Origin of the sequence: Kurthia sp. YJT4 (assembly GCF_030219945.1) — a bacterium.
In the GTDB taxonomy this organism is placed as follows: Bacteria; Bacillota; Bacilli; order Bacillales_A; family Planococcaceae; genus Kurthia; species Kurthia gibsonii.
The window spans coordinates 121,269-134,466 of the sequence record NZ_CP126689.1 but is presented as its reverse complement, the minus strand read 5'-3'; the positions used below and the strand labels follow the sequence as shown (position 1 = coordinate 134,466).

Annotated in this window: 14 protein-coding genes; 4 read left to right on the top strand and 10 right to left on the bottom strand. The window is 34.8% G+C overall.

Annotated features, from left to right (window positions below; genetic code table 11):
* Positions 1-84: 84 nt before the first annotated feature.
* Complete coding sequence (locus QN089_RS00705; RefSeq protein WP_068456542.1) at positions 85-1,644, bottom strand: sensor domain-containing diguanylate cyclase; 1,560 nt, start codon at positions 1,642-1,644, stop codon at positions 85-87.
* 466 nt (positions 1,645-2,110) lie between these two features.
* Here QN089_RS00705 and QN089_RS00700 point away from each other — a divergent pair, with 466 nt between their 5' ends.
* Complete coding sequence (locus QN089_RS00700) at positions 2,111-2,440, top strand: heme oxygenase (RefSeq protein WP_068456545.1); 330 nt, start codon at positions 2,111-2,113, stop codon at positions 2,438-2,440.
* Positions 2,441-2,568: 128 nt separating this feature from the next.
* On the opposite strand, the gene QN089_RS00695 is transcribed toward QN089_RS00700, so the two are convergent.
* Both QN089_RS00695 and QN089_RS00690 read right to left on the bottom strand, forming a co-directional pair.
* Positions 2,569-3,378, bottom strand: a complete 810-nt coding sequence (locus QN089_RS00695; protein ID WP_409136326.1) for a YitT family protein — start codon at positions 3,376-3,378, stop codon at positions 2,569-2,571.
* A gap of 259 nt (positions 3,379-3,637) precedes the next feature.
* A complete protein-coding gene (locus QN089_RS00690; protein WP_285215710.1) occupies positions 3,638-4,543 on the bottom strand; it encodes a C40 family peptidase in 906 nt (301 codons plus the stop codon).
* A gap of 246 nt (positions 4,544-4,789) precedes the next feature.
* Between QN089_RS00690 and QN089_RS00685 the strand changes: the two genes are divergently transcribed.
* A complete protein-coding gene (locus tag QN089_RS00685; protein WP_121176529.1) occupies positions 4,790-5,980 on the top strand; it encodes a class I SAM-dependent rRNA methyltransferase in 1,191 nt (396 codons plus the stop codon).
* A gap of 40 nt (positions 5,981-6,020) precedes the next feature.
* Here the strand turns inward: QN089_RS00685 and QN089_RS00680 are convergent, their stop codons facing one another.
* The 5 genes from QN089_RS00680 to QN089_RS00660 all read right to left on the bottom strand — a co-directional run bounded on the left by QN089_RS00680 (position 6,021) and on the right by QN089_RS00660 (position 10,266).
* The gene (locus tag QN089_RS00680; RefSeq protein WP_068456561.1) at positions 6,021-6,707 is read right to left on the bottom strand and encodes a dihydrolipoamide acetyltransferase family protein; all 687 of its coding nucleotides are present in this window, start codon (positions 6,705-6,707) and stop codon (positions 6,021-6,023) included.
* Positions 6,708-6,811: 104 nt separating this feature from the next.
* Positions 6,812-7,507, bottom strand: coding sequence for an ABC transporter permease (locus QN089_RS00675; protein ID WP_068456563.1), 696 nt, complete (start codon positions 7,505-7,507; stop codon positions 6,812-6,814).
* A gap of 2 nt (positions 7,508-7,509) precedes the next feature.
* Entirely contained in the window at positions 7,510-8,418 is a 909-nt protein-coding gene (locus tag QN089_RS00670) for an osmoprotectant ABC transporter substrate-binding protein (protein ID WP_087680971.1), read from the bottom strand.
* 12 nt (positions 8,419-8,430) lie between these two features.
* On the bottom strand, positions 8,431-9,087 hold the full coding sequence (locus QN089_RS00665) for an ABC transporter permease (RefSeq protein WP_068456566.1): 657 nt from the start codon (positions 9,085-9,087) through the stop codon (positions 8,431-8,433).
* Between the two features lie 24 nt (positions 9,088-9,111).
* Entirely contained in the window at positions 9,112-10,266 is a 1,155-nt protein-coding gene (locus QN089_RS00660; RefSeq protein WP_068456569.1) for a betaine/proline/choline family ABC transporter ATP-binding protein, read from the bottom strand.
* Positions 10,267-10,466: 200 nt separating this feature from the next.
* On the opposite strand from QN089_RS00660, the gene QN089_RS00655 reads away from it, so the two are divergent.
* Together QN089_RS00655 and QN089_RS00650 are read left to right on the top strand one after the other, a co-directional pair.
* Complete coding sequence (locus QN089_RS00655; RefSeq protein WP_068456572.1) at positions 10,467-10,949, top strand: hypothetical protein; 483 nt, start codon at positions 10,467-10,469, stop codon at positions 10,947-10,949.
* An 81-nt stretch (positions 10,950-11,030) separates the two neighbouring features.
* A complete protein-coding gene (locus QN089_RS00650; RefSeq protein WP_156422384.1) occupies positions 11,031-11,192 on the top strand; it encodes a hypothetical protein in 162 nt (53 codons plus the stop codon).
* Here QN089_RS00650 and QN089_RS00645 read toward each other — a convergent pair.
* The gene (locus tag QN089_RS00645) at positions 11,189-11,965 is read right to left on the bottom strand and encodes a YibE/F family protein (protein ID WP_068456575.1); all 777 of its coding nucleotides are present in this window, start codon (positions 11,963-11,965) and stop codon (positions 11,189-11,191) included. The two genes, QN089_RS00650 and QN089_RS00645, sit on opposite strands and share 4 nt — an antisense overlap.
* Positions 11,962-13,080 (bottom strand): YibE/F family protein, encoded by a 1,119-nt coding sequence (locus tag QN089_RS00640; protein ID WP_068456578.1) that lies wholly within the window; start codon positions 13,078-13,080, stop codon positions 11,962-11,964. Before QN089_RS00640 ends, QN089_RS00645 begins: the two co-directional genes overlap by 4 nt.
* Between the last annotated feature and the right edge of the window lie 118 nt (positions 13,081-13,198).

Below are 13,198 nucleotides of genomic sequence, written 5' to 3'. Positions count from 1 at the left end.
CCAATCATTCGTATAGGAAAAGCAGAAAAGACATCTATTTTATATACTTCATCTAATTTTTACCCTTTGTTCACTGCTATTGTCTTAGTTCGATTTTCTTACTTGATTACGTCCATTTTGTTTCGCTTCATATAAAAGTTGATCTGCTTTCTTTAAAACACCATTTCCTTCTACTCCATCACTTGGACATTCTGCCACACCTGCTGAAATATGAATTGGTAGTGATGTTGGGCTATTTGTTTGTTCAAAGTATTGTCGCAATTCTTCTGCTCGTTCATAGGCTACATCAACCGAAGCACCCGGTAATAAAATAACAAATTCTTCACCACCGAAACGATAGCATGAATCGGTCGTTCTTACATGTTGTAACATAGCTGCTGCGATAAAACGAAGAACTTCATCACCCACATCATGTCCATATGTGTCATTTACATTTTTAAAATGATCGACATCAAACATAATGACTGCATAACTTTTTTGTTCCTTCGTCCAAGACATTAAACGATCATCCAGTGTTCGTCTATTATATAAACCTGTTAATCCATCGCGTTCTGACTTACCTGTTAACTCCAATACTTGTTCATGTAAATGACTAAAACTTTGAATAAGCGCTTCTTTCAATTGAATCACTTCATAGTACCAAGCCTGAACAGAACGGAAATTATTTTCCTCATCATTCAATTTACTGCTCTCTGTCAACTGAGCTAACCGTTGAAGCGGTTTTGCAATTCGGTATGATAGGAAAATAACAATAATTAAAGAAATAGCTAAGAACGGTAGTGCAATTAAAAACATCTGCTTGAATAATTGTTTAGCCGGCGCTTCAACTGCGGAAGCAGGTCGTTGTGCAATAACCATCCAATCTGCATTTTTAACATGTGCATATCCTGCAAAAGCAATTTGATTCTCTGTATTTTCTCCTTTAACAACACCTGTTGTTTTTTTATGAATCGCCATATTTATAATGTCATTATCAGGTAAATCACGCGCAATATTTTTCTTTCGCTCATCATAAATAATCGTACCATCTCGATCGACAACATAGACAGTTGATTGACCATCATATGGATGTGCACCTAATAATTTATATAAAATATTTTTTTCTTTTAAATAAATCGTGCCACCAATTAAACCAAGATATTCATTTTTCTCTGAAAAGATAGGTGTCGTTACAAAAACGATCAACCGACCACTCACACTCGTATAAGGTTGAGAGATCATGGGCTTTTGTTCTTTAATCGCTTTTTTCGTTGCTTCAGCTGTTAATTTTACACCAACTAAATCTAACGATTGTGGAGACGTTGCGAGAACAACTGCTTTCTTATTAACAATTGCAATCGAGTTGAATGCACTCGTCTGATTTCGTATAAAATCTGCATGTTTTTCTAAATCTGATTGGTCATCTATACGTTCTGCAATATACTTCGCATTAACCTTTAAAATTTTCTGTTGCTCTGCTAAATAATTATTAGCCGTCTCTGCTACTTTTTGAGCATAGACTCGATTTGTAACCATCGCACTTTCACCCAAGTTCGCTTTATTCAATTTATAACCGCTCCAAATTGATACGATACTTGTCAAAATAAATGCTAGTAAAGCCACACCGATGATAAGATACTGTAGTTTTATTTTATTATTTTTCATTTCATCGTCTCACTTCTTTTTTACTATTTCCTTTAATTATAAAATATTCCAATTATAATTGAAAACAATTTAAAACTTATTTATACTATTATATTGTAATTTATGTTCTTTTTTACTATTTTTAGTAAATTTATGTTGAAGAATTTCCTTTTTCATCCTATAATTCAAATGTGGAGTAGAATACTAGGATTTAGTCCCCCTTTTATTCTATTCAACAGACTAGCATTATCTAGTTGCTAGTTTTCAAGTGCATGTTCTACGTATTTAGATCAGAACTATTCCCCAAGTAGTGCTGTAATCCTTCTAAATATCGCACGACTATGTAGAACTCTCCTTAATATATGGAAAAAGACTATCTGCATGAGGTAGTCTTTTTTATTTTTATATTCTTACCGTTTGCATTTTTTTTAATAAGTGGAGTACTCTTTTAGTAAGTTACACATTATCGAATAGAGGAGTTTTGCATATGTTTATCGTAACAAACCGTATTAAAGTAAAAAAAGGCTTTGCTGAAAAAATGGCTCCAAACTTTACAAAAGGTGGCGACACGTTAAAACAATTCCCTGGCTTCATCAAAACAGAAGTGGCGATTGCACGCGACTTTGAAGATTATGATGAAATGAGTGTCAATATGTTTTGGGAATCACTGGATGGATTCCACGAATGGCGTAATAGCGATGCATTTAAAGAATCTCACAAACGCCCTGAACCAAAAGAAGGCGAAGCACCGAAAGAATCACCAATGTTAGGTAGCCAAATTGTCATTTCAGAAATCGTGACATCAACAGAAGCGTAAAATACAAGCTACTTTATCTCTTTTAGCCTTCCTAAATAAAGGCTAAAAAAAATAGTACTATTTAAAGCATAGAAAATCCCGTATGATTCGGAAATCATACGGGATTTTCATATATGTATCCACCTAGATTAGTGAATATTACGTTTCTTAAAGTTTCCGCCTTTTACTTCTGCCATGTCATACACCGTAACAAAAGCTTCAGGGTCAATTTCAAAAATAATTGATTTAATTTTTGTGTCTTCTAATCGGTTAATCACACATGTAACTTCTTTAAATTTTTCATGTGAATAGCCGCCATACACATCTGTTAATGTTGCACTACGGCCTAAACGATCACGAATTGTTTCAACCAATGTATCCGGATCTTTCGTAATAATTTTAAATGTTTTCGCACCACTTAAGCCTTCTTCGACAATATGAATTACTTTTGAAGCGATAAAGTAAGCAAGACCCGATAAAATCGCTCCTTTGAATCCAAACACGAATGATACTAAAATGAAAACGAACATATTCAAGAATAAAATCAAATCACTTGTACCAAATGGTAATTTACGTGATAGTAACACGGCAAACATATCGATTCCATCTAGGGCACCACCATTACGAAGTGCAAGACCCATACCAAAACCGATAATAATCCCACCTACTACGGTAATCAGTAATGTGTCACCTTCAATAATTGTTCGAACATCATGCATTGCGACAGTACCCGCAGCTAATGTCGCAATCCCTAACGTCGAATACATCGCAAAACTTTTACCAATCTGTTTATACCCTAGCCAAACAAATGGAATATTTAAAATCGCAATCCATACCCCTAAAGGTAGGCCAATTAATTCTGATAAGACGATACTAATACCTGTTACGCCTCCATCTGATACACTGTTTGGAATTAAAATTGCTTCTAATCCATATGCCGCAATTAGCGCACCAGACATAACAGCGAATACTCGCCATAAAATTCTTTGTATTTTTCTTTTCTTTGCTTCTCTTTTCATCAAACTCTCCTCTTTTTACTTTATACTCTTATTTTAGAAATAAATACGCAAAATTCCCACTAATAAGGTCGTATTTACAAGGAGTTTTCAAAAAAACATGAAAATCATGTGATTTCATTTGAAATTTTAGAAAATTTTGTATTTTATTAAATAAAAAAAGATATGAACCCACTTACAGAATTCATATCTTTTATATATTTTATTGGAATGTACCATAACCTACTACATAACGATCCCAGTAACCTGCTAATGATTGATATTGAACTTTATTTCCAGCAGCATGTAACAATTTACCATTACCTGCATACATTGCAACATGGGTAATACGGCTACTTCCTACTGAGAAGAATACTAAATCACCTTGTTTTAATTGTGATTTTGATACTTTCTTAGAAGCTGCGTATTGTGCCCCACTTGTACGTGGAATTGACTTACCATTTGCTTTTTTATAAACATATTGTGTAAAACCAGAGCAGTCAAATCCTCTTGGAGAAGTTCCGCCCCAAACATAAGGTACACCTAAGTATTGTGCGCCTGTTGAGATTAATTTACTACCGCTTGTAGAAGTTTTCTTTACATATTTTTTTAGGTTTGAGCCGACAACCCAACCTGCTTTTTTACCATAGCTAATTTTATACCATGTTTTTCCGTTTACTGTACGCTTATACGTTGCTTTTACAACTGTATTTTTCTTCACAGTACCAACTTTTTTATTGTGACCACCTGCTGCTGAGTATACATTTTTTGTTGCAGATGTTTTAAAGCTTTTTGATACTTTTGATGTTTTTGAAAGTGTTAATTTTGATAAGTTTGTTGATAATACCCAACCTGTTTTCTTACCATATTTAATTTTGTACCATGTTTTACCGTTTACTACACGTTTATGTGTTAATGTAACAACTGCATTTTTTGATACAGTACCAATTTTTTTCTTATTCGCTTGATAATATACATTCTTTTTTGTTTTTACAACGTATGTTCCAGATGCTTTTTTAGTAACAGATACACTACTTTTTGCTGATGCTTCTGTCATTGGTGTCGCTGCTAAACCTGCTGATAATGCGATGGCACTTGCTGTTGTTACTGCGATTAATTGCTTCTTCATTGTATATGTTCCCCCGGTTTTTTCATTAAATTGATATATATAAACGTATTTTCTTCACAAATCATATTTTTTTATCATTACCACGTAACCTAGTCTATAGAAATACTTAAACATAAACAACGACATTTCGATTACAAAAACATTAAAGAATATTACGGTATGTAACAAAAGAACGGTTTCGCTTTTCTGAGAGAAAAGTGCGATAATAGAGGAAACTATGAAAATAAAGGATGAACTATACTATTTATGAAAACATTACGCGTAAAACCCGATTTTATCGCTGACTTAAAAAGAGGCTACTCACTTGTCCATCGCGATGCTGTATCGAATAAAGACCTTTTAGAAAATGAAGGCGAACTTTTTGAATTAGTGGATGTCCATAATCGTTTTTTAGGAAAGGCTTATTACGGTATTCAAAATAAAGGTATTGGTTGGGTGTTAACAACGAAGGAACACGAAGAAATCGACCAAGCTTTTTTTACAAAGAAAATCAGTGCCGCACTACAACTACGTGAAAACTTCTTCAATGATGCAGACACAACTGCTTTCCGCGTCTTTAATGGCGAAGGTGACGGTATTGGTGGAATCTCAATTGATTATTATGATGGTTACTTCTTAATCAATTGGTATAGCGATGGTATTTATCGTTATCAAGACTTTGTTATTCAAGCACTTGATGAATTAACAAATTACAAAGCTATTTATGAGAAAAAACGCTTCGATACAAAAGGTATGTATATTGAACAAGAAGATGACTTTGTAAAAGGTACACCGGGTGAGTTCCCGATTATCATTAAAGAGAATGGCATGAACTTTGCGATTGATTTAAATGACGGTGCTATGACAGGTATCTTCCTTGACCAACGTGATGTACGTCGCACAATTCGCGATCAATATGCAGAAGGTACAAATATGTTAAATACCTTCTCTTATACAGGTGCATTTTCTGTAGCTGCTGCTCTTGGTGGCGCTAGAGAAACAACTTCTGTCGATTTAGCAAAACGCTCACTTTCAAAAACAATTGAACAATTCAGTGTGAATGGTATTGATTTTGAGGCACAGGACATCAAAGTAATGGATGTATTCCACTACTTCAAATATGCACAACGCCATCAATTAAAATTTGATTTAGTTGTATTAGACCCGCCAAGTTTTGCACGTACGAAGAAGATGACTTTCTCAACAGCCAAAGATTATCCAAAATTATTAGCTGATGCACTTTCAATTACAGCAAAAAAAGGAATCATCGTTGCTTCAACAAACAATGCCAGCTTCGGTATGAAAAAATTCAAAACATTTATCGACCAAGCATGTAAAGAAACAAATACAAAATATAAAATTGTAGAGCAATTCGGATTACCAAAAGATTTCCGCGCAAACCGCGACTTCCCTGAATTCAACTACTTAAAAGTTTGCTTCATTCAAAAATTAAACTAATAAAAACGCACTGACTTAACGGGTCGGTGCGTTTTTTTATCTAATGTATATTCTCAATAGCTTCTTTTAAATCATTCATAAATAACCCAACAAGGTCTCCATCTATGATTCGATGATCAAATGATAGACTCATACCCATCATCGTACCAATGCCAATCGTGCGGTCTGGTAGAATCACAGGGCGCTCTTTCATTGCATGAACTCCTAAAATTGCAACTTGGGGGAAATTAATAATCGGCGTAGCATATGTGCCACCTTTTACTCCTGTATTTGAAATCGTAAATGTGCCGCCAGCAATATCGGTAATTTTCAGCGTACCTTGTCGCGCACGTTCTGTCACATCTTGCAGTTCTATAGCGATTTCTTCTATTGTTTTCTCTTCCACTTCTTTAATAACAGGAACGATTAACCCTTCAGCTGTTGCAGTTGCTACACCTAAATTAATCGCTTTTTTCAATACAATCTCATTTGCTTTTTCATCAATGGTCGCATTAAAAATTGGATACTTTTGAAGCATTTGTGCCACTATTTTCATGATGATTGGTAAATAGGTGATATGTACATTTGATTGCTCAGCTAGCTGTTTCTTATACGTAATGAGCGCATCTACTTGCACTTCTTCCATACCTGTTGCATGTGGAATCGTAAAAGCAGATTGCACTAAATTTTTATAGATTTTTTTACGCATACCGACAATTGGAATGCGTTCTTCTTTATGTTCCGTCATCTCTGTCTCTCCTTTTGAACTTCTCTTTTGTATGCTATCCCCTTTCTACATAGATTTCAATGTATTTAAAAAGAGAAACCGCCATTTGACGATTTCTCCTTTTGTTACTCTTCTAATGATTCAATTTTTGGTTCAATTAATTTACGATTCTTTTTCACAGGGTCAATCTTTCGTTCAATAAAACTTAAAATTAAGTCTGCTAAAACTGCCATTAGAGCTGTTGGAATCGCACCTGCTAAAATAATCGCTGTACCATCTGTAGCATTCGTACCTCGAATAATAATATCTCCTAAACCGCCTGCTCCGATGAATGCACCAATCGCTGTAATTCCAATTGCGACAACAAGCGCAATGCGAATACCTGCAATAATAACGGATAGCGACAGTGGTAACTCAATCATATACAGGACTTGTAGTTTTGTCATACCCATTCCTTTACCTGAATCGGTAAGATCTTTATTAATATTATTGATTCCTGTATAGGTATTTTTAATAATCGGTAATAGTGAGTATAGGAATACTGCTACAACAACGGTTGTTTGACCTAAACCGATAGCTAACATTAAAATGGCTAACATCGCTAAACCAGGAATCGTTTGAATAATATTTGCAATGGTAATGACATATGTTGAAAGTCGACCATATTTTGAAATCAGGATGCCGATAGGAATACCGACAACGGCTGCAATTAATACACCATAGATTGAGATTAAAAAGTGTTGAACAAATTGCATAAATACATAACTACCATTTTCATCAAAGTAGTAAAAGAATTGCTGGAAGGTATTCATATTTTCCATGCCTATTCTCCCCCTTTATCATCAAAGTAATTATGTTTTTCTAAAAAACGTTGTGCGACAACAGCTGGTTCTAATAAATTATTATCTGATTCATAATTTAATTTCTGCATTTCTTCTGTAGATACTTTGTCGACAAGTTTTTCTAGAATTTTTTTCACTTCTGGATGTGTTTTTAGTAATTCATTCGTTGCAAGTGGACTACAATCATATGGTGGGAAGAATTTTAAATCATCTTCTAATACAACAAGGTCATAACTCGAAATACGTCCATCTGTCGTATAACCTAATACAACGTCCATCTTTCCAGCTTCAACCGCATCATATACAAGACCAATTTGCATTGGGTAGACTTTGTTAAAGTCAAAACCATATTCCTTTACGAATGCTTTATAACCATCTCCTGGACGATTCATCCACGATGTATCCACACCAGCTTGCATTTTGTCTGCAACTTTTCGTAAGTCACTTACTTTTTTCAAATTATATTTTTTCGCTGTTTCCTTACTTACCATGAATGCATAGGTATTTGCGAAGCCATATGAGTCGAAAAACGTTTGATCATAATCTTTTTGGAATAATTCCTGTACTTTTTTCATTGCTTCTTCTGGGTCTTTAATTGCTTCTTGCCCTAAAGCACCTGTTAAATCTGTTCCTGTATAACGTGTCGCTGAAATATTTGCATCACCATTTAACATAGCTTGATGTACGACAACACTCGAACCTAAGTTATTAATCATTTGTACATTTTCATCTGTATAATGCTCAATCATGAGTTTAACCATATTCCCCATAATAGCACTCTCTGTTGTAGTCACTGTAGCAATCTTAATCGTTTCATCTTTTCCAGATGAACAAGCAGATAAGATGAGCATTATGCTACAAATGAAAACAATCCATTTCAGTCTCCGCATAAATTACCCCTCCTATCGTTCTACTCGTAAGCCTTTTGGCGTCGCTATTTTTTCTACTTTCGATAAAATAAAATCAATTAATAATGCTAAAATCGTTACAAATACAGCACCGCCAATAATGAATTCAGGTTGATATAAATTTAATCCGTTAAAGATGAAATCCCCAAGACCTCCAGCTCCTATGTACGAAGCTAAAGTTGCCCATGATACTGCATAAACTGCAGATAGACGAATACCTGCCATAATAACAGGAATTGCAAGAGGGAACTCTACTAAATAAATACTTTGGAACTTGGTCATTCCCATACTCATACCAGCACCACGTAAATCTTTATTGACTGACTGCATGCCAATAAATGTGTTATTTAAAATTGGTAATAATGTATAAATAAATAGCGCAACAATCGCTGGAATTTTCCCAACTCCTAAAATTGGAATCATCAGTGCTAAAATCGCTAGAGATGGTAAAGTTTGAAGCACACTTGTAATTCCCATGACCACTTTTGCGACTTTTTCAGTTTTAGATAATAGAACGCCTACTGGAACAGCGACGATAATACCTAATAATAATGCTGACATAGAGATATAAAATTGTTCCCATGTTTTAACTAAAATTTCTTGCTTATTATTTACTAAAAAATCTCCTGCTGCTGTAAAAAATTCACCCATATCTGTTTCACATCCTTTATTTCATCATTCATTTGATGCTTCATTACGGACTTCTTCAGCGGCCTCATCGCCCCAAATTGTGTCATATACAATATCTACAATATGCGCACGTGTAATTAGACCAACTAATCGATGGTCACTATCTACAACAGGAATATTTTTTAAATTTCGACGTAAAATTCGACGTACAGAATCTTGTAAACGGGAATTGTTATATACAAAAAAGACGTCCTTATCCATTGCATCTGCCACACTCGATGTTCGGTGTCTTTCAGATGTAATATTTTCAACGCTTAAATAGCCTTTTAAAATGTTATTGCCGTCAACGACAAATAGTGTATCTACACGACTTTTCACCATCTTGTGAATCGCGTCGTCTAAGCTTTTTTCTAGTGAGATTGTAATTGGTGTAATCATGACATCATCCACGACTTTTGCACTTGGTTTTTCTTGTACAAGGCGGTGTGAGCCAATGAAATCTTTTACGAATTGATTTGCGGGATTGGATAAAATATTATCTGGGGTATCATATTGAACGACTTTTCCGTCATGCATAATACAGATTCGGTCTGCTAGTTTGATTGCTTCATCCATATCATGTGTTACAAAAACGACGGTTTTGCCTAAACGTTGTTGTAAATCTTTCATTAAATCTTGTAAGGTATCACGCGTAATCGGGTCTAACGCGCCAAATGGTTCATCCATTAAAATTAAATCTTGGTTCGCTGCTAACGCACGTAATACACCGATACGTTGTTGCTGACCTCCAGATAACTGTGTTGGATATAAATCTAAGTAACTTTCAGGCAGATTCACAAGTTTAATCAGTTCTTCTGCTGCTTTTTCCTTTTTTTCTTTATCCCACTTTAGTAATCTAGGTACTAAAGTGATATTTTCTCGAATGGTCATATGTGGCATTAAGCCAATTTGTTGAATTACATAACCAATACTACGTCTTAATGTAACAGGGTTTTTCTTTCGGACATCTTCGTCATTAATAAGAATTTTACCGCTAGTTGGTTCAATCATTCGATTAATCATGCGAAGAGCGGTCGTCTTACCACTACCAGATGTACCGATAAATGCGACAAATTCGCCTTTTTTGATTTCAATATTCAAATCATCTACGGCTTTTTTTCCTCCTCGATAGACTTTCGAAAGGTTTTCTAGTTTTAACATAATACAACTTCTCCTTCCTTCTGTAAGTTCCATTTAGTTACCCGAATACATATATTTTACTCACTTTTTTAATATTTAACCAATAATAAGCTTTTTTTCCAAATTTGCAGTTCAGGTGCATTGTGGGAAAAAGTGCATTATAATGGGACAATACGCACTGTAATATCATTTACAAACCTTTGTGGTAGAGAAGGGATTCTATGTTTAAAAATCGTCAATTTAAAATTAAAGTATCAGGTTGTTCAGGTTTTATTTTTCTTGGTTTATTGCTTTTATGTATCATTGCCTTATTACTAACTGTGCCACTATTCGGATTCTTTGGTTTATCGATTCTACTTGCCAAATACGAACTTGCACATTTAGATTTATATGATCATTGGTATCGCAACGCACTATATTTCGGCTGGTTTTTGTTATTAGTCTTAGCAGTTGTTTTCGTCATCGACTTGCTCGGTTTATTTACGATGGCATCGATGAATATGGATTACAATATGGGCGTTAGTATTATTAGTACATTAATTCAATACGGCATCTGTTTATTTATTTTCCATCAAATTTTGGTTAACTTATTCAATCGAATTGAATTTACTTGGCTCGGTTCAGGTATTACCGTCGCTGTCATTTACTTAATTACATCTGCACTGACGACAACAACGATTATTGAAGAACCTAAAAATGACTAACTAGATTTTGCTCATACTAAAAGGACCTCGACATAAAAGCCGAAGTCCTTTTTGAGCAAATGATGATACAGGAGGAAAAATATGAATACCGTTTCTTATATCGTATTATTCACATTCATTTGGTTCATATTATTTGTCATGAATCAGCTATCCGATGTTATTTTTTTAATCGGCTTTATACCTGCATCTCTTCTCATGCTTTTTTATGGCATTCGTGAACTCAAAGGTGCTTTAAAACGCTAATTCTCTTGCTGAGAAGGTGGCGTTTTTTTCGTTAGTACATACGACGTACAAAAAGCAGTGATTGGAATGACCGCAATTAAACCAATCGCTGAACAAGCAATCGTTACAACTTCCCCACTAAATATTTTTGAATTAATCATCTCACTCCATGAATACGATAAATCACTAAATAGGATAAGTAGTGCTAAGTAGCTCCCAACAAAAGCAAAAAATAATGTATTCATACTTGTTCCAATAATATCTTTACCGATGGATAAACCAAAAATAAAGAGGTTTTTACGATCAATATCAGGCTTAAGTTGATGCATCTCTTTCATTGGTGAAGCAATGGCAATCGAAGCGTCTGTAATCGCTCCAATCGTACTCATCATAATAACTGCGACAGCTACTTTTGAAAAATCAATACCAATTCGTAAAGAAGCCATGCTTAACTCTTCCGTCTCCTCTTTACCAAACCCTTGAATGAATGTTGCATTGGCAAAGTAAAGAATGAGCCCAGATAAAAGGAGTGTCGTGAAAACCGTTGAAGCAAATGCTGTTTTTGTCATTGTATTCGTTCCGTTAATATAAAATAAATTAATAAAACTAATGATGATACAGATAATCATCGTTAAAATGACTGGATTCACTTCTGGAATATTCATAAAGAATAGTAAGACAATGAACAAAGCAAAATTTATAAACAGCGTGATGAATGAGCGCAGTCCTTTTTTACCCCCAAGCCCAATCATTAGAATCGCGAGTAACATCGCGAGGACGACTAAACTGTTCATTGCTTCACCTGCTTTCTCTTAATGAAGAATAGAACGATGAATAAAGAGATGGGAATCGTTAAAACAATCCCGAGGCCGCCCACAAGTGCTCGAACAATCTCCAATGTGAGGTTGGTTGAAAGTGTATAGGTAAATGTTGCATGATTTTTAAAGAACAACATCATCATTGGAATAGAACCGCTCACATAGACAAAGAATAGAATATTCGTCATAGGTCCCATAATATCTTTCCCAATCTCTCTTCCTGATTTTGCTAACTGTTTGATTGAGATATGCGGATTTTTTTCATACAGTCCAAATAAAGAAGACGACATCGTAATCGCAATATCCATGACTGCACCGAGTGATGCGACAAGAAGTCCTGCAAAGAACAATGTTTTATAAGGTCTTGTAATGAATTGTAGTTCCTCATAACGCATGCCATTTTCTTTTGTGAGCCATAATACGAATACGGCAATACCAAAAGATATAAATGTACCGACGAGCGTAGCGAGAATCGCTGTAAATGTCTTCTCATTCCATCCATTGACAAGCGTTAATGAAATCACTGTAAATAGAACACAACCAAGCATGCAAAGTGGGATTAAATAATCGTCCCAATTTGTATAGCTTTGAATAATCCATGCGATGATCCCCATATTAATGACTAAACTAAGCAATGAAAGAACACCCTGTTTTCGTCCAACAAAGATGAGTATCAAGATGAGTAACCAGACCACTCCTAGAAGGAGATGGTCGCGTTTCATACTTGTAATATCAAATTGATTCTCTACATTCTTCTTCACGAAAAGCTTATTTCCTTCATGGTAGGCATCATCGAAGCCACCTGAAGCAGTATATGTATGTTGTAACTGAATGATTCTTCCTTTTTCATTACCATTTAAAATTTTCGCTGTCAGTTCTTGATGATAAATAGTATCGCGATTTTGAAACTCATCCGTTACTTGCTCTTTTTGAAGGAGTTTCGTCTGTGTCACTTCTGCAATTGTTTCGTCATAGAATGAGGCATTATGATTCACAAAAAAGAGCGAACTGATTACTGACAATATAAGTAATACAGCCAAAGCTCCCTTTTGAATTGATTTGGCAGGTTTTTTTTGCTTAACTAAATTCATATTCCCCTCCTTAATTTTAAAGTCTATTTTTAAACGTATGACTTACATAAAAGTTTCTTACTTCGTAGCATAACATATGCGAAATTCATGTCATCTAGTGACAAAGTACGATGTTATT